The organism is Nostocoides sp. (genome assembly GCF_037045025.1).
GTDB lineage: Bacteria > Actinomycetota > Actinomycetes > Actinomycetales > Dermatophilaceae > Nostocoides_A.
Genome location: NZ_JBAOHM010000011.1, coordinates 639,089 through 654,954 on the forward strand (window position 1 = coordinate 639,089; position 15,866 = coordinate 654,954).

Annotated in this window: 17 protein-coding genes and 1 pseudogene; 10 read left to right on the forward strand and 8 right to left on the reverse strand. The window is 68.3% G+C overall.

Translation table 11 applies throughout. The features are described 5' to 3' along the window. Nucleotides 1–18 precede the first annotated feature (18 nt). The 3 genes from V9G19_RS14195 to V9G19_RS14205 all read left to right on the forward strand — a co-directional run bounded on the left by V9G19_RS14195 (nt 19) and on the right by V9G19_RS14205 (nt 1,422). Nucleotides 19–324 carry a 4a-hydroxytetrahydrobiopterin dehydratase gene (locus V9G19_RS14195; protein WP_462286054.1) on the forward strand — a complete coding sequence of 102 codons (306 nt, stop codon included), beginning with the start codon at nt 19–21 and terminating at the stop codon, nt 322–324. A 59-nt stretch (nt 325–383) separates the two neighbouring features. Continuing rightward, nucleotides 384–1,139 carry a VIT1/CCC1 transporter family protein gene (locus tag V9G19_RS14200; protein ID WP_462286247.1) on the forward strand — a complete coding sequence of 252 codons (756 nt, stop codon included), beginning with the start codon at nt 384–386 and terminating at the stop codon, nt 1,137–1,139. A 109-nt stretch (nt 1,140–1,248) separates the two neighbouring features. After that, on the forward strand, nt 1,249–1,422 hold the full coding sequence (locus tag V9G19_RS14205; protein ID WP_462286055.1) for a hypothetical protein: 174 nt from the start codon (nt 1,249–1,251) through the stop codon (nt 1,420–1,422). Between the two features lie 84 nt (nt 1,423–1,506). Here the strand turns inward: V9G19_RS14205 and malQ are convergent, their stop codons facing one another. Continuing rightward, nucleotides 1,507–3,627: a 4-alpha-glucanotransferase gene (gene malQ, locus V9G19_RS14210; RefSeq protein ID WP_462286056.1), complete on the reverse strand. Its 2,121-nt coding sequence runs from the start codon at nt 3,625–3,627 to the stop codon at nt 1,507–1,509. 98 nt (nt 3,628–3,725) lie between these two features. Between malQ and V9G19_RS14215 the strand changes: the two genes are divergently transcribed. The 3 genes from V9G19_RS14215 (at nt 3,726) to rsrA (ending at nt 5,197) form a co-directional block, all read left to right on the forward strand. Continuing rightward, nucleotides 3,726–4,169 (forward strand): hypothetical protein, encoded by a 444-nt coding sequence (locus tag V9G19_RS14215; protein ID WP_462286057.1) that lies wholly within the window; start codon nt 3,726–3,728, stop codon nt 4,167–4,169. 87 nt (nt 4,170–4,256) lie between these two features. Beyond that, complete coding sequence (locus V9G19_RS14220) at nt 4,257–4,937, forward strand: sigma-70 family RNA polymerase sigma factor (protein WP_462286058.1); 681 nt, start codon at nt 4,257–4,259, stop codon at nt 4,935–4,937. Next, a complete protein-coding gene (gene rsrA / locus V9G19_RS14225) occupies nt 4,934–5,197 on the forward strand; it encodes a mycothiol system anti-sigma-R factor (protein ID WP_462286059.1) in 264 nt (87 codons plus the stop codon). The genes V9G19_RS14220 and rsrA overlap by 4 nt, the downstream gene beginning before the upstream one ends. Nucleotides 5,198–5,289: 92 nt before the next feature. Here rsrA and V9G19_RS14230 read toward each other — a convergent pair whose 3' ends face one another. After that, complete coding sequence (locus V9G19_RS14230; RefSeq protein WP_370584119.1) at nt 5,290–5,364, reverse strand: 50S ribosomal protein bL37; 75 nt, start codon at nt 5,362–5,364, stop codon at nt 5,290–5,292. Between the two features lie 217 nt (nt 5,365–5,581). Between V9G19_RS14230 and V9G19_RS14235 the strand changes: the two genes are divergently transcribed. From V9G19_RS14235 to V9G19_RS14245, 3 genes are read left to right on the forward strand one after another with little or no spacing between them, the layout of a single operon-like run. Then, nucleotides 5,582–5,758: a hypothetical protein gene (locus V9G19_RS14235; RefSeq protein ID WP_462286060.1), complete on the forward strand. Its 177-nt coding sequence runs from the start codon at nt 5,582–5,584 to the stop codon at nt 5,756–5,758. A gap of 6 nt (nt 5,759–5,764) precedes the next feature. Then, nucleotides 5,765–6,985, forward strand: coding sequence for an HD-GYP domain-containing protein (locus V9G19_RS14240; RefSeq protein ID WP_462286061.1), 1,221 nt, complete (start codon nt 5,765–5,767; stop codon nt 6,983–6,985). 13 nt (nt 6,986–6,998) lie between these two features. Continuing rightward, nucleotides 6,999–8,300 (forward strand): HD-GYP domain-containing protein, encoded by a 1,302-nt coding sequence (locus V9G19_RS14245; RefSeq protein WP_462286062.1) that lies wholly within the window; start codon nt 6,999–7,001, stop codon nt 8,298–8,300. 12 nt (nt 8,301–8,312) lie between these two features. Here the strand turns inward: V9G19_RS14245 and sodN are convergent, their stop codons facing one another. Together sodN and V9G19_RS14255 are read right to left on the reverse strand one after the other, a co-directional pair. Next, a complete protein-coding gene (gene sodN / locus V9G19_RS14250; protein WP_462286063.1) occupies nt 8,313–8,708 on the reverse strand; it encodes a superoxide dismutase, Ni in 396 nt (131 codons plus the stop codon). A 54-nt stretch (nt 8,709–8,762) separates the two neighbouring features. After that, entirely contained in the window at nt 8,763–9,119 is a 357-nt protein-coding gene (locus tag V9G19_RS14255) for a S24 family peptidase (protein ID WP_462286064.1), read from the reverse strand. Nucleotides 9,120–9,266: 147 nt separating this feature from the next. Here V9G19_RS14255 and V9G19_RS14260 point away from each other — a divergent pair. Next, nucleotides 9,267–9,575 (forward strand): annotated as a pseudogene (locus V9G19_RS14260) (arsenate reductase/protein-tyrosine-phosphatase family protein); the annotation flags it as partial. Nucleotides 9,576–9,793: 218 nt separating this feature from the next. Here the strand turns inward: V9G19_RS14260 and V9G19_RS14265 are convergent. The 4 genes from V9G19_RS14265 to V9G19_RS14280 form a co-directional block, all read right to left on the reverse strand. Then, nucleotides 9,794–9,976: a DUF6104 family protein gene (locus V9G19_RS14265; RefSeq protein WP_462286065.1), complete on the reverse strand. Its 183-nt coding sequence runs from the start codon at nt 9,974–9,976 to the stop codon at nt 9,794–9,796. 9 nt (nt 9,977–9,985) lie between these two features. Then, nucleotides 9,986–13,909 carry a multifunctional oxoglutarate decarboxylase/oxoglutarate dehydrogenase thiamine pyrophosphate-binding subunit/dihydrolipoyllysine-residue succinyltransferase subunit gene (locus tag V9G19_RS14270; protein ID WP_462286066.1) on the reverse strand — a complete coding sequence of 1,308 codons (3,924 nt, stop codon included), beginning with the start codon at nt 13,907–13,909 and terminating at the stop codon, nt 9,986–9,988. A 155-nt stretch (nt 13,910–14,064) separates the two neighbouring features. Further along, nucleotides 14,065–14,883, reverse strand: coding sequence for an ABC transporter permease (locus V9G19_RS14275; protein WP_462286067.1), 819 nt, complete (start codon nt 14,881–14,883; stop codon nt 14,065–14,067). Next, the gene (locus V9G19_RS14280; RefSeq protein ID WP_462286068.1) at nt 14,880–15,860 is read right to left on the reverse strand and encodes an ABC transporter ATP-binding protein; all 981 of its coding nucleotides are present in this window, start codon (nt 15,858–15,860) and stop codon (nt 14,880–14,882) included. Before V9G19_RS14280 ends, V9G19_RS14275 begins: the two co-directional genes overlap by 4 nt. Nucleotides 15,861–15,866: the final 6 nt, after the last annotated feature.

Sequence of the window (15,866 nt, forward strand, 5' to 3'; positions counted from 1 at the left end):
CAGGTTAGCGTGGTCGTCATGGCTCGACTGCTCAGCAACGACGAGATCACCCGACAACTGCAGGAGCTGCCCGGTTGGAAGCGCTCCGACGACACGATCACGGCGACGTATGCCGCGCCCACCTTCCCCGACGCCATCCGCCTGGTCGACGAAGTCGCCCTGGAGGCCGAGGACATGAATCACCATCCGGACATCGACATCCGCTGGCGCACCACAACGTGGTCGCTGTTCACGCACGACGCCGGCGGCGTCACCCAGCTCGATATCGAGCTCGCGCATCGGATCGCCGGCCACGCCGAGGCGCTCGGCGCGAGCAGCGAGTGAGCGTCGAGCGGGCCAACTCATCGCCCGATCCCGCGGTTCCGGTTCCCGCCGTCGACCAGATTGCGGCGGCCGACCCGCAGCTGGTGGCCGCGGCCCGTGCCGAGACGGGCGGCCAGCACCACGCCCCCTATTCCCGCAGTGCGGAAACCGGGCGCCTGAACTGGCTGCGCGCCGGTGTCCTCGGCGCCAATGACGGGATCGTCTCGACCGCCGGTCTGGTCATCGGGGTCGCCGCCGCCACGACCAGCCGGGCGGCGATTTTCACCGCGGGGCTGGCGGGGTTGACCGCCGGGGCGATGAGCATGGCGGTCGGTGAGTACGTCTCGGTGAGCACCCAGCGCGACACCGAGAAGGCGTTGCTCGCGGCCGAGCGGGACGCACTCGATGCGATCCCCGCGGCGGAACTGGTCGAACTCGCCGAGATCTACGAAGGCAAAGGCCTGCCGCCCGAGCTGGCGTTGGACGTCGCTCGGGCGTTGACCGACCACAATGCCCTCGCCGCGCACGCCGAGGCCGAGTTGGGCATCGACCCGACCGAGTTGACCAACCCCTGGCAGGCCGCGGTGGCCTCGCTGCTCGCCTTCTCTCTCGGCGCGTTGCTGCCGCTGGTGGCCGCGCTCAACCCCTCTGCCGGATGGCGCATTCCAGGCACGGTGATCACCGTCGTCATCGCGCTGGTGCTGACCGGCTGGGTGAGCGCTCACCTCGGTGACGCGCCCCGGTTGCGAGCGGTCGCTCGGGTGGTCGCCGGTGGGGTCGCGGCGATGGCTGTCACCTATGTGATCGGTGGGCTCTTCGGAGCGGCGGTGAGCTGACATGCCCGATGTGTTCGGCCGGCTCTTCGCAGCGGCGGTGAGCCGGCATGCCGACCGGTTGGGTCAGCACGGCTTGTAGTAGACCCCGCACACTTCTTCACCAGCCCCCGTGCTGCTGCTCGGGCTGGAGGTCGATGTCGGGTTCGAGGTGGTCTGCGTCTCGGTCGGTGTGCGGTCGCTGGTCGAGGTGGCGCTGGGCGCGGTCTCGGCACTTCGGACTAACCGGCTGTCGCGCGCGGGGCAAGCCCGTCAACCGCGCAGCAAATCGCGCACCCACGGGTGAGTCGAGCAGTTGGAACCGCGCGACTGCGCGACTACGTGCGCTCGGTTCGGCCGCAGGTGCCGTTCCGGCCGGAGAAATCCGGGGTCAGCTCAACCAGCGGGTGATTCGCGCGGGGGCGGTGGAAGCGGTCAACGCCTCCATACCGACGATCTCGCCCTGAGGCCCGGACAGCGGCAGCCGCCAGTTGGGGTATTCCTTGTCGGTCCCAGGCTGGTTGATGATCCGCCGGTCACCGACGAGATCGGCGACGCTGACCCCGAGCATCTTGGCCGGGCTCAGACCGAGATAGCGGTGCAACGAGGCGACGAACTGCTCGACCCGAGCGGGGTCGTGCGGCAGGTCGCGCTCGGCCAGCGCGGCGGCAACCTTGGCGATGGCCGTCTGCTCCTCGGCCTGCTCAATCGCCACGGGACGAGTGAGCAGGCCCAGCTGCTCCCGGAGGGCGACATGAGTCAACTCGAGATAACCCGCGGTTGGCGCCAGGTCGTGAGTCGTCACGCTCGCCATGCACAGCTCGCGGTATCTGTTGGGAGGCAACGGCATACCGGCATCCCACTCGAACCACAGGATCGACGTCCCCAGAATGCCGCGCTCGAGCATGAAATCGCGGGCATGCGGCTGCACGACGCCGAGATCCTCACCAATGACGACCGCGCCGGCGCGATGGGCCTCCAGGCAGAGGATCCCGATCAGCGCCTCATGGTCATAGCTGACATAGGTGCCGTGCCTGGGGGTCATCCCATCGGGCACCCACCACAGCCGGAAGAGGCCGATGATGTGGTCGACCCGGATGCCCCCGGCGTCACGCAAGACCGTGCGCAACATGTCGCGGTATGGCGCATAGCCGAGTTCGGCGAGCCGGTCGGGTCGCCAGGGCGGCTGGCTCCAGTTCTGCCCGAGTTGGTTGAACTGGTCCGGCGGTGCCCCCACCTCGATCCCCCGGGCGAGCGCGTCGCCCAGCCCCCAGGAGTCGGCTCCCTCCGGATGGACTCCGACGGCGAGGTCGTGGATGACGCCCAGTCGCATCCCCGCCTCGGTTGCCAGCCGCTGCGTCGTTGCCAACTGCTCGGCGAGGATCCACTGCATCCAGCGAAAGAAGTCGACATCGTCGGGGTGTTCGGCCCGGAATCGGGCGACCTCGGGCGAATCGGGCCGCTGCAGCTCGACCGGCCACTCGGGCCAGATCTGGCCGTGCACATCGGCCAGCGCGCACCAGGTGGCGAAGTCGACGAGGCCCTCGCCCTCCCGGTTGCAAAAGCCGGCGAACGCGCGGTCGCGGCGGGCGCTGCGGCCGGCGTCGAAGACCACCCGCAAGGCCGCGCGCTTGGCTGCCCACGCGGCGTCACGGTCAATGCTGTCGGCGGTGTTGAGCGCCCGTGCCGCTGCCGCGAGTTCGGCGACCTGCCGCCGCGTGCCGGCCGGGAGATAGCCGACCTCGCAGATATCCTCGACCCGGATGTAGATCGGGTTGACAAACCGGCGGGTCGTCGGCAGATAGGGTGAGGCCTCCATCGGCGGGCACGCCTGCGCTGCGTGCAGCGGGTTGACCAGCACCCAGTCGGCGCCGAGAACCGCCGCTCCCCACGTGGCCAGATCGGCGAGATCGGCGAGGTCGCCGATGCCATAAGAGTCCGAGGACCGCAGCTGATAGACCTGCGTCATCAGCCCCCACGTGCGGCCATGGGCGAGGGCCGGGGGCAACGCCAGCCGTTGCGGCGTGACGACCAAGGTGGCCGTCGCCTGGGTGTCCACGTTCTGGTGCTCAATGTGAGCATGCAACCGATGCCAACCGAGCGGGAGGTCGCCGGGCAGCTCGAAGGTCGCCTCGCCGACCTCGCGTCCGCCGATCCGGCGCGGGGTGACCCAGTGGTCGACTTGCCGCGCGGTGACGACGGCGCCGTCCTCGAGCTCGATATCGAGGCGAACCGCGGCACCGTGCGGCACGTGAACCGGCACCCAGGGGGCCCAGCCCTCGCGTGCAACAACGCACGGGGGAAGGGTCCGGCGCCACGACCGCAGCCACAGGTCCGCGCAAGCGCGGGAGGTGTCCTCGGGCGTCGACACATCCAGGCCGAGAGCGGTCAATACCGCCTCGATGGTCTCGCTGCTCACCTGCGTGTGCTGGCCCTGCCAGTCCCAATAGTCGGTGGCGACGCCGAAGGCGCTGGCCAAGGCGGCCAGGTCGGGGGACACGGGCGAACTCATCGGTTGCAACTCCTGGGCGCAGTCGGGGCGCCGGACAGTCTTTCACGCAGCCGCCGCCGGAAGCAGGTTCGCGCGCCCGGCCGGCATACCGTTGGGTTGTGTCGATGGTCATGGAGGCGATGCCGTGGGAGGTTGACGACCTCGCCAGGGCGGGAGCGGCATACGGCCGAGTCACCGTATGCCGCCTGGACGCGCCCCCGGTGTCCGACACCTTCGCGCGAGTGCAGCCGGGGGACTGCCTCGTCCTCGAGGCACCCGGTCCCGACGATGCCCAGGAACTGTGGTCTTGCCCTGGCCAGCCCCGGACGCGGCGGCTGGACCTGGCGGCTGCCCGGGATGTGGCGCTCACTGCCGGACTCACCGTTCACGACTGCGGCCAGTGGCGGACGCGGTACCTGTTCATCGACGCTGCTGCCGCGATCGCCTTTGTCGAGGAGGCGTGGTGGTTGCCCGATCCGTTGCCGAGCCTCGGCACACACCGCGGGCCGATCACCGCGACCGCCAGCCGCTTCTATCTGGTCGCCTCGCGCCCTGCGGAATAGCCCGTTGGACGGTGCCGTTGACGCGGAGGATTCCCTGGCCCGCTTAAAGGAAGGCGACCGTTGTTCGTTCTTCTGCCCGCCTCGCCGATGGCGCCCCAGTTAGGCTGGTCGGCGATGACTGCCACGCCACCTACCGACGATCTGCTGGCCACCGACGTGCCTTCGCATGACGATGTGGACCTCGCCACGGAGACAACCGCCGAGCGACAGGCCCGCTTCGAGGCGCTCGCTCTGCCCCTCTTGGACCAGCTCTATTCGGCGGCCTTGCGCACGACGCGCAATCCCGCCGACGCCGAGGACCTGGTCCAAGAGACCTACGCCAAGGCCTATGGCGCCTTCCATCAGTTCAAGCCGGGCACCAACCTCAAGGCATGGATGTATCGCATCCTGACCAACACCTATATCAACTCCTATCGCAAGAAGCAGCGTGAGCCGCTGCAGTCGGACGCGAGCGAGATCGAGGACTATCAGCTCGCCGCCGCCGAGTCGCACACCTCGCGCGGCCTGCGCAGCGCGGAGCTTGAGGCGCTCGATCACCTGCCCGACAGCGAGGTCAAACGGGCGCTGCAGGAGCTGCCCGAGGAGTTCCGGCTCGCCGTCTACTTCGCCGATGTCGAAGGCTTCGCCTACAAGGAGATCGCCGAGATCATGGGGACGCCGATCGGCACCGTGATGTCGCGCTTGCATCGGGGCCGGCGGCAGTTGCGGGAGTTGTTGTCGTCGTATGCCGCCGAGCGCGGCTACCGGGGCGCGGAGGACGAGTCATGAGCCCCGACATCAACGACGCCGACTGTTCGGAGGCCTTGCATCGTGTGTTCGAATACCTCGATGGCGAGATGGAGGCAGGCGATCACGACAAGATCGCCGCGCACTTGGCGCACTGCGCCGAATGCCTGCGGCAGTACGACATCGACACCATGGTCAAAGGCTTGGTCAAACGCTCGTGTGCGCCCGAGCAGGCTCCGCCGCGGCTGCGGTTGACGATCGTGGAGTCGTTGACGACGATCCAGATCCGCTATACCGACTGACCGCCGCTCGCGCCGAGCGACACTCGCCGAGAACGCGAAAAAGCCGTTGCCTACCTTAGGTCTTCGGTAGGCAACGGCGTTGTCGAGTCTGCTCAGGCGTTGGGCTTGCGGCCGTGGTTGGCGGCCTTCTTCTTGCGGTCGCGGCGCTTGCGGGAACGCTTGCTCATCGGCTCTTCCTCCTAGCTTGGTAAGTGATGATCGCCGGGCACGACGAACGTGCGCCGGCAACCGGTCAACCGAGCTAGTTTCCCACACTGCATCTGGGCGGCCGACACCGTCAACCAGACGGTTTATCCACAGGCGTGCCGACGCCAGCGCGAGCTCGTGCGAAAATGTGTCCAGGCGCAGCGGGTCGGTTGCTGCGCGCCGTTCGAAGGACAGACTATGAAGCGCCTCCCAGCCGCCTTCCTCGCCGTGATCTTCGCCACCTTCGCGTGTCTAGCGGTGCCGGCTGTCGCCGACGAGGGCACAGCCTGTCCGGCCGCGACGCCCGGGGGGACTGTTACCACCCAGGACGTGAACGCCGACGGGTGGGAATGGGATGGTAAAGACATCCCCTAGCCCGTGGTGAGTCAGTCCGCAACGGCCACGACTCGTAGCCCCCGGGCCATTCGCCGCACTCGGATCTATATCGGCGTCGTGTGGGTAGTTGCCATCGTGCTGACCTGGCTTGTGCTGGTGATTTCCTCGGCGCGTCCTCAGGCTCTGGACGTTGCGGCCTTCTTTGGATTGGCGGCCATCGTCGCTCGCGCACCGAAGAGCTGGCTCCGCCCTCCGATCTCGCTCTCCTTCCACGCCGTCTTGCTCCTAGTGGCTGTCCCGGTGATTGGCGCCTCGGGAGCCGTCCTGATCAGTCCGGTCGCAGCCTTGCTTGCCCACCGCCGCGTGCCCCTGCGTGCGACGGTGTTCAACGCCGGGATGCGCATGTGCATGAGCGCCAGTTGCGGGCTGGTCTATCTATCAATAGCGGGTGGTTTGGACGGCAAGCGACCTTCACTTCAGTCCGCGGCTTTGGGCCTGTGCGTGGCCGCCGTCGTGCTTGGGTTGGTCAACGCCTCGCTCCTAGCTGGCGTGGTCACTCTCTGGGAAGGCGCCTCCTTTCGCGGCCAGGTGACGATGCTCATGTCCGAGACCGGTATTGGACTCGCGGCTCAAGCCGTCGTCGCCTACCTCATCTACGTGCTGTGGATCCCCGTCGGCCTCGGCGCGGCCAGCCTGATCTTTGGCACCTCATCGCTGTGGGCATCGCGTTGGGTGCTGCAGCAGTACGGCCATCGCGCGCAGGCACGGGACCGAACTCTCGCTGCCTTGGAGACGGCGATTGCCGTGCGCTCACCCGCGGCGGCCCAACACACCGCACTGGTCGCGCAGCTGTGTGAGAACCTCGCCGAGGAATTGGCGATGAGCGCCGAAGACATCGACACCGCGCGCACCGCGGGGACATTGCACGACCTGGACGTCCTCGTCGCCGACCTGCCCAATGGCGAACGCGCGCACATGCGGCCGCTGGCACCGACCGGGGCGATCAGCCAGGTCACCTTCTTGGCGTCCGCCCTCCCCGCGCTTGGCGCTGAGCGAGCCTACCCCACCCGTGGTGCCCTGCCCACACGGACGGCGGCCATCCTCGCCGTCGCCGACGCCTTCGTGCTCCGTCGTGACGGCGACGGAACCACGCAGCCGGTCGAGGCCGAGGCGGCATACGGGAGCATCCGGCAAGACAGCGGCTCCGGATTTGACCCCGCCGTCGTCGAGGCCCTCGGCCGCTGGCTGCGCCGGAGCCGGACATGATCCGGAGCCGGGCGTGATCCGCACGCGCTCAGGCGCCGCCCTTGTTGGCGTCGCGACAGCGGTCGCCCTGATGGCGAGCGTGCTCACCTGGCGAGGCGGCAGCCGCTTCCTGGCCGGCGACCTCGGCTACCTGATGCTGACCTTCGCGGTGATCGTCCTCGGCGAAGCCTGGCGAGAACGGGTGTCTGGGCGGCCGGTTGCCCCGTTGGCAACCGCAGCCGCGCTGGGGTTGTCGCTCGCCCCGGTGGGAAGCGATGGTGAGGCCCTCCATGCCGGGCAGGTGCTCGTCCTCGTCGCCCTCGCGATGGCGCTCGGCATCGTGATCCGGCGCCTGACCGGCCGGCCAGGGGGGCTGGTGACGTCGGCGGCCCGGCTGATCGGCGTCGCGGTCGCGGTGGCCGTCGCTCGGGTCGTTCCGATCGACGGCAGACCCGTTGTCTCCTGGTGGCAGTCGCCCGGCACCCCGTTGCTGCTCGGCGCGCTCGCGCTGCTCGCCGTGAGCGCGACCGGTGTTCTCGTCGAACTCGGCGTGTGGAGTGCGCTGGCGCGCGATCCCAGCCTGCCGCTGAGCCGGATCGTGGCCGATGACCTCAACCGCGCGGGCGGGATCGGTGCCGCCATGACGAATGCCGCGCCGGTTATGGTCCTTGTCCATGACGTGGCCGGTGCCGCAGCCATTCCCATCGTGTTGTTGCCGCTGGCGATGTCGCAGTATGCGCTTCGTCGCCGCGAATCCATCCTGGCCACCGAACGCGAAACGATCATCGCGCTCTCCCGGCTGACCGACGACACCGGCCACACCAACCCCGGGCACGCCGGCCGCGTCGCCAGGTTGTGCGGAGACATGGGCCGGACCCTCTCCCTTGCGGAGCGGGACATCGCCACCCTGGAGCGGGCCGCGCTCCTGCACGACGTCGGCCAAGTCACCTTAACGATCGCCCTGCCCGACGGGGCGACCGTGCTGGCCGATCCAGACAGTCAGCGACGCATTGTCGCTGACACCGTGCGCATTATCGAACGCGCGGGTGTGCAGGACGCTGTCGTGGCGGCCATTCGGGGCAGCATCGTGCAGTTCCGGATGATGCGCGAGTTCGGCGAGGACATCCCGCTCGCCGGCCGAATCCTCAAGGTCGCCAACGCCTTCGACGATCTGACCCACGGGCATCGCTCCCGCACAGTCCGTTCGGCTGCGCTGGAGCGCATCCAGCTTGGGCTGGGCTACGAATACGACCCCGCGTGTGTTGCCGCGCTCGGGCAGGTCACCAGGACGGGAGGCCGTGCGGCCAGCTCCGCCGTGACCGACCCGAGCGCCTAGTCATCCGCCGCCTCAGCCCTTCTTGCTGTCGGCGAAAATCGTCGCGATCTCGTCGATCTTGGCCAGCAGTTCGTCGGCCTTCGCCTCATCGAAGCTGCCCTTGGTGCCGGTCGCGCCGGCCAGCTTGGTCGCCTCGTTGAACAGGGTGTGCAGGTTCGGGTACTTCTCGAAGTGCGGCGGCTTGAAGTAGTCGGTCCACAGCACCCACAGGTGCTCCTTGACCAGGTGGCTGCGCTGCTCCTTGATGATCATCGCCCGGGTGCGGAAGTCGGGGTCGTTGTTGTCAGCGACCTTTTTGCAGATCGCCTTGATCGACTCGGCCTCGATGCGGGCCTGAGCCGGGTCATAAATCCCGCACGGCAGGTCACAGTGGGCGCTGACGGTGCGGAGGGCAAGGCGTCGGAACATGGCTTTCCTCTCGATGCTCTGCGGTCCCCCAATCGTGGGGGTATGCCGTCCAACCTACCTGGGCAAAGCGGTCCGCGGTCTGCCGGGCCGGGGCCAGATCCGGGTCACCACGCGGCCGAGCACCGCGTCGGCGCCGACGGAGCCGACCAACCAGCTGTCGACACCTTCTCGTGGGTTGTCCCGTTCCAGCCACCACCGCGCCGGATCGGCAGGATCCCGCCCGGTCAGGCGCTTGACCGCTACCGGGCGCGGCGTACCGTCCGGCTGCGGCGGCAGGCGGGCGAGGACGAGCGAGCCCAGGCGCGGGCGCGCGGCATACGCGATCAGCAGCAGGTCGCCGTCGCGCAGGGTCGGGGTCATTGACCGCCCCGAGACGCGCACCACCCCGAGACGGAGGATTCGCGGGCGCATTGGTCCAGCCTAAACAAGCGCCGAGGTCGTCACTTTTGGGTGAGGTCTGATCAGCGGTAGTCCGACCTCACCCAGAAATGACGACCTCGGCGAATGTGGTCCTAAACTGCGCCAATGGCCAACGCCGCCCCGCCCCTGCGCATCCTGATGGTGTGCACCGGCAACATCTGCCGGTCGGCGTATGCCCACCATTACCTCGCGGCGGCCCTCGACCGCCAACACCCTGGAAGCTTTGTCGTCGAGAGCGCCGGCGTCGGCTGGTTTCGCGGCCTGGAGGTCACTCCTGAGCTGTATGCCGCTGCGCCCGGGCTGCACGACCGCCTCGCCGGCCATCGGGGCCGGCTGCTCGATCCGGCGATGGTCCGCGCGGCCGATCTCGTTTTGGCGGTGACGGCGGAACACCGCCAGGAGGTTCTCGCCGAGACGCCGGCCGCCCTCAAGCGCACCTTCACGATCACCGAGTTCAGCCAGGTGCTGGCGCACCTGGGGCTGCGTCCGGGCGCGGACCCGCAGGCCTGGCGCGCGGCGATCACCGAGATCGCGCGGCATCGCGCGGGCGTGCAGGCCGCCGACATCGAGGATCCATACGGCCAGCCGCAGGCGGCATACGACGCGATGATCGTGCAGGTCCGCCCCGCCCTGGACGTCCTCGTCGAGGCGGCCACGGGCAGCGGTCAGTCATCCTCGAAGGGGTCGTCCGCACGTGCCAGCCAGGCAGCCAACCGCTCGACCGGGACCTCGAACTCGGGGAACTCATCGACAAAGGTGCGCAGCTGATCGGCGAGCCAGTCGAGGCTGACCTCCTCCTCGCCGCGCCGTGCTGACAGCTCCTCAATGCCGCGGTCGGTGAAATACACTGCGGCCGCTCAGCGATCGAAGGCGGCCGCGAGCAACGCCGCCTCCTCGACCGCGTGCTTCTTGGAGCTGCCCGTCGCCGGTGAGGCCGAGGCCGGCCGGGAGATGACCCGGATCGGTGCCGTGTGGCCATGCGCGGCGAGCGCGGGCGGCAGGTTGAGCGCGAGGAAGGGCCAGGAGCCCTGGTTCATCGGCTCGTCCTGCACGAGCACGAGCTCGGCGTTCGGGTATTCGGCCAGTGCCCGGGCGAGTTCGGCACCGGCAACCGGGTAAAGCTGCTCCAGGCGCAAGATCGCCGTCCGCTCATCGCCACGCTTGTCTCGCTCGGCCTCCAGCTCATAGACGGCCTTGCCGCTGGCGAGCAGCACCCGGTCGACGGCGTGCTTGTTGAGCATCTTCTTGTCCGGCAGGACCGGCCGGAAGGTGCCGGTCGTGAAGTCCTCGGGCATCGAGGCGGCGGCCTTGAGTCGCAGCATCGACTTCGGGGTGAAGACGACGAGCGGGCGGCGCGGCCGGGCGAACGCCTGGCGGCGCAGCAGGTGGAAGTGGGACCCCGGAGTCGAGGGGTAGGCGACCGTCATATTGTCCTCGGCGCACATTTGCAGATAGCGCTCGATCCGGGCCGAGGAGTGGTCTGGGCCCTGGCCCTCATAGCCATGCGGCAGCAGCAGGACGACCGAGGAGCGCTGGCCCCACTTCTGCTCCGAGGAGGAGATGAACTCATCGAGAATCGTCTGGGCGCCATTGGCGAAGTCGCCGAACTGGGCTTCCCACAACACCAGGGCGTCCGGCCGCTCGACCGAGTAGCCGTATTCGAAGCCCATGGCCGCGAACTCCGACAGCAGCGAGTCATAAACCCAGAACTTCGCCTGGTCGGGAGCGAGGTAGCGCAGCGGGGTCCACTCGCCCGCGTTCTCCTTGTCGATGAGCACGGCGTGCCGCTGGACAAAGGTGCCGCGGCGCGAGTCCTGCCCGGCCAGGCGCACCGGGACACCGTCCATCAATAGCGATCCGAACGCGATCAATTCGCCCATGCCCCAATCGATTCCGCCTTCGCGAACGGACGCGGCGCGGCGTTCCATTGCCTGGAGCAGCTTGGGGTGCACGGTGAAGTTCTGCGGCGGCTGGACGAAGACCTCGCCGATCCGCTGCAAGGTGGCCTCGCTGATCGCGGTGTCGCTCGCGGACCGCTTCGGGGCATCGGCCGACTGGGTGGCCGGCAACGCCAACCCGGTTTGCCCCTCGACGTCGGTCCCTCGCAGGCTGGGGTTGGTTCGCTTGTCGTGATCGCGCAGGGCATCCCGGGTCTCGATGAAGACCCGCTCCAACTGCTGCTGGTAGTCGCGCAGCGCCGCCTCGGCTTCCTCCTGGCCAATGTCGCCGCGACCGATGAGCGCCTCGGTGTAGAGCTTGCGGACGCTGCGCTTGGCCTCAATGAGCTTGTACATCAGCGGCTGGGTCATCGACGGATCATCGCCCTCGTTGTGGCCGCGGCGCCGGTAGCAGACCATGTCGATGACGACGTCCTTGTCGAACTGCTGGCGGAACTCGTAGGCCAGCTCGGCGACCCGCACGCACGCCTCCGGGTCGTCCCCGTTAACGTGGAAGATCGGGGCCTGGACCATCTTGGCGACGTCGGTGGAATACATCGAGCTGCGCGACGACGCCGGCGCAGTGGTGAACCCCACCTGGTTGTTGATCACGACGTGGATGGTGCCGCCGGTGCGATAGCCCCGCAGCTGGGAGAGATTCAGCGTCTCGGCGACCACACCTTGCCCGGCGAAGGCGGCATCGCCGTGCATGAGGATCGGCAAAACCGTGAAGTCCTCGCCGCCGAGGTTGATCCGGTCCTGCTTGGCCCGGGCGATGCCCTCCAGCACCGGGTTGACCGCCTCCAGGTGGGAGGGGTTGGCGGCCAGATAAACCTTTGTTGTCACCCCCGATTCGGCGGTAAAGACGCCCTCGGTGCCGAGGTGATACTTCACATCGCCCGAGCCCTGCACGGAGCGCGGATCTTGCCGGCCTTCGAACTCGCGGAAGATCTGCCCGTAGGACTTGCCGGCGATGTTGGCGAGGACATTGAGGCGGCCGCGGTGCGGCATACCGATGCAGACCTCTTCCATGTTGTCGGCCGCGGCGCGCGAGAGGATCCGGTCGAGCAGCGCGATGACCGACTCGCCGCCCTCCAAGGAGAAGCGCTTCTGGCCGACGAACTTGGTCTGCAGGAAGGTCTCGAACGCCTCGGCCGCGTTGAGCCGCCGCAGGATCCGCAACTGCTCCTCGCGCGAGACCTTGGCATAGCCGACCTCGACCTTGCTCTGGATCCACTGACGCTGCTCGGGATCGGTGATGTGCATGTATTCGATGCCGATCGTGCGGCAGTACGAGTCGCGCAGGATGCCGAGGATCTTGCGCAGCGCCAAGAACGGCTTGCCGCCGAAACCGCCGGTGGCGAAGTGCCGGTCGAGATCCCACAGGGTCAGGTCGTGGCTGGTGACATCCAGGTCAGGGTGGCGCCGCTGACGATATTCGAGCGGGTCGATGTCGGCCATCAGGTGGCCGCGCACGCGGTAGGCGTGGATCAACTCCTGCACCCGGGCGACCTTGTTGATGTCGTCGTCGTGCGAGGCGTCGATGTCCTGGACCCAGCGGACCGGCTCGTAGGGGACGCGCAGGCTCTCGAAGATGTCGTCGTAGAAGCCCTCCTGGCCGAGCAGCAGCCCGTGGATGATCCGCAGCAGGTCGCCGGACTGGGCGCCCTGGATGATCCGGTGGTCATACGTGCTCGTCAGCGTGAGGATCTTGCTGACGCCATTGCGGTTGAGGATCGTGGTGCTCGCGCCCTGCCATTCGGCGGGGTATTCCAGGGCGCCGACGCCGATGATCGTGCCCTGGCCTTGCATCAGCCGGGGCACCGAGTGCACGGTGCCGATCGTGCCCGGGTTGGTCAACGAGATCGTCGTGCCCTGGAAGTCTTCGACCGTCAGCGTGCCGCCGCGCGCCTTGCGGATGATCGTCTCGTATGCCGCCCAGAACCTCCCGAAGTCCATCCCCTCGGCGACCTTGATCGAGGGGACAAGCAGTTGCCGGGTGCCGTCGGGCTTGGCGAGGTCGATCGCGATCCCGAGGTTGACGTGCGCCGGGACCGACAACGCCGGCTTGCCGCCCACCTCGGTGTAGGAGTTGTTCATGACCGGCATCTGGGCCAGCGCCCGGACCAGGGCGAAGCCGATGATGTGGGTGTAGGACACCTTGCCGCCGCGGGAGCGGGCCAGGTGGTTGTTGATGACAACGCGATTGTCGATGAGCAACTTGGCCGGGACGCTGCGGACGCTAGTCGCGGTTGGGACCTCGAGAGAGGCCTCCATGTTGGTCACGACGCGGGCACTGGCGCCACGCAGCGGGTTGATCGTCGGCTCGTCCGTCGGCCCGGTGGCGGGCGCCTTGGCGGCCTCGCGCGGCTTGGGCGTGGCGCGTGGCGCGGAGTGCTTGGGTGCGTCGCCGACGGGCTGGACCGGTGCTGGTTTGGCCGGGGCGGCCGGCGGCGTAGCTGGGGCCACCTGTGCCGGGGCCGCCTGTTCCGGGGCGGGCTGTGCCGGGGCCGGGGGAGTGGCCGGCTTGGCCGGCGAGGGCTGCGCCGAGGCACTGCTCGCCGGGGCGGGCGGCGCCGCAGCAGCAGGCTTGGCCGGCGCGGGGGGTGGGGTTGCCGACGGCGTGGCCGACGCGGCTCGGGAGGCTGGGGGTGCGGAGGGTGCGGGGCCCTCGGCCGGCGAATCGCCGTTGTCGCCATTCGGCGAGTAACTGGCGAAGAAGTCCCACCACGCCCGGTCGACCGAATTGCGGTCCTTCAGGTAGTTCTCGTAGAGTTCGTCAACCAGCCATTCGTTTGGTCCGAATGTCTCGCTCAAGTCTCCGGGAGTCTGGGGGTCAGCCACAGCCGGCGCCTCTTTCACTTTCGTCGTCGATGACGGACACAATCGATCCCGCGAGTTTAGCCCCGATCGTGCGGGCGCGGTTCAGCTTGGGGCAGCCCGCTGCAGCGAACCGTCGCGGTGGCCTAGTTTGCCTCTGCCATCACGCAGCCGCCCCTCTAGGCGACGTCGCGGCGCGAGGTGATAAACGAGCCGATCAACGACAGCAGCAGCCCATAGCCGGTGAGGATGAGCGCCGACTGCCACCAGTTGAAGTAGGGGCTCTCGGCGGCTTGCCCCATGGTCGGGTCGCTCGTGACGAGCATTCCCAGGGTGAGGTTGGAGGGCAGGAACTTGCCGGCCGCATCCCACCCGAGCACCGAGAAGACGATGTTCAGGGCGATCTGGATGATGAACCCGAAGGCGATGGCGACGATCGTGGCCGCAATCTGGTTTCGGATCACGACGCCGAAGCCATAGCCGATCAGCATCCAGCAGATGAACGCGAGCAGGCTCAGGCCGAAGGTCTTGACGACCTCCGGGTCGGTCAGATACGTGTCGAAGCCGCGCGCCGCCATCACCCCGCCACCGCCGGCGCTGGCTGCCAGGTCGTGGATCACGCCATAGATGGCGCCGACCACCCCGACCGCGACGAGCTTGGCGATGACCACCTGCCACCGGCGCGGCGTGCTGAGGAAGGTCGCGCTGATCGTCTTGTGCCGGAACTCGCTGGTGATCAACAGCACCCCGAGGGCGAGCGGGATCAGCGGGCTGAGGAAATAGATGAAGCCAGCGGCATACACCACCTGTGCGGTTCCGACGGTGTGGTGGAGGAAGGGATTCTCCCCGGCGTCACCGCCGCCGCCGAAGTCGTTGCCGACGAGGAAACCGAACAGGGAGGACAGTCCGGCGTCGATGACGATGAGCGCGATCAGCAAACCCCACCACAAGCGGGTGGTGAAGACCTTGAGGATCTCGGCTCGGATGGCGCCGATCACGGCTCGTTCCCCCTGTCGTTGCCGGCGATGGCATCGGCTTCAGCGGGGGCACCAGCGCCCCCGAGATTGCGATTCTGGCCCTCGGTGAGGGCAAAGAAAGTGTCTTCGAGGTCGCTCACTTGGGCCTGCAACTGCCAGATCGGCACTCCGGCGCGCAGCGCGACGTCGCCGATCAGGCGCAAGTCGTCGGTCGCGACAATCAGCGCGCCGCCCTCGCCGGGCGTCGAGGTGACATCGGCGACGCGGAGCGCTCCAGCCAGTCGCTGCGGATCGGAGGTGCGCACCAGCGCGGTTGCGGGACCGTGCAAGTCGGCCATCGGGCCGGATCGGACGAGCCGGCCGTTGGAGATGATCACGACGTCGTCGACGGTCTGCTCGACCTCCTGCAACATATGGCTGGAGACGAGCAGGGTCTTGCCCTGGCCGGCCAGGTGGCGCAGGAACCCGCGCAACCAGCGGATGCCCTCGGGGTCGAGGCCGTTGGCGGGCTCGTCGAGGACGAGGACGTGCGGGTCGCCGAGCATGGCGGCCGCCAACCCGAGCCGTTGGCGCATCCCCATGGAATACCCGCCGGCCCGCTTGCGGGCGGCGGCCGGGATGCCGACGAGTTCGAGCATCTCGTCGACGCGCGTGGTCGGGATTCCCGCCGTGGCGCCGAGCACACGCAGGTGATCACGCCCCGAGCGGCCCGGGTGGAAGTTCGTCGCCTCCAAGGCGGCCCCGACGGCGGTGATCGGATGCGGGATGTCGGCGTACTTGCGGCCGCCGATCGTCGCCTCGCCCCCGCTCGGGTGGACCAGCCCGAGCAGCATCCGAAGTGTTGTCGTCTTGCCGGCCCCATTGGGGCCGAGGAAGCCGGTGATCCGGCCGGGCTCGACGCTAAACGTCAGGTCATCGACGGCGAGCAGGTCGCCGAATCGTTTGGTCAACCCGCGGATCTCGATCTGCGAGCCGGCGTCGCTGTGCGCCACGCTCATGCCGGT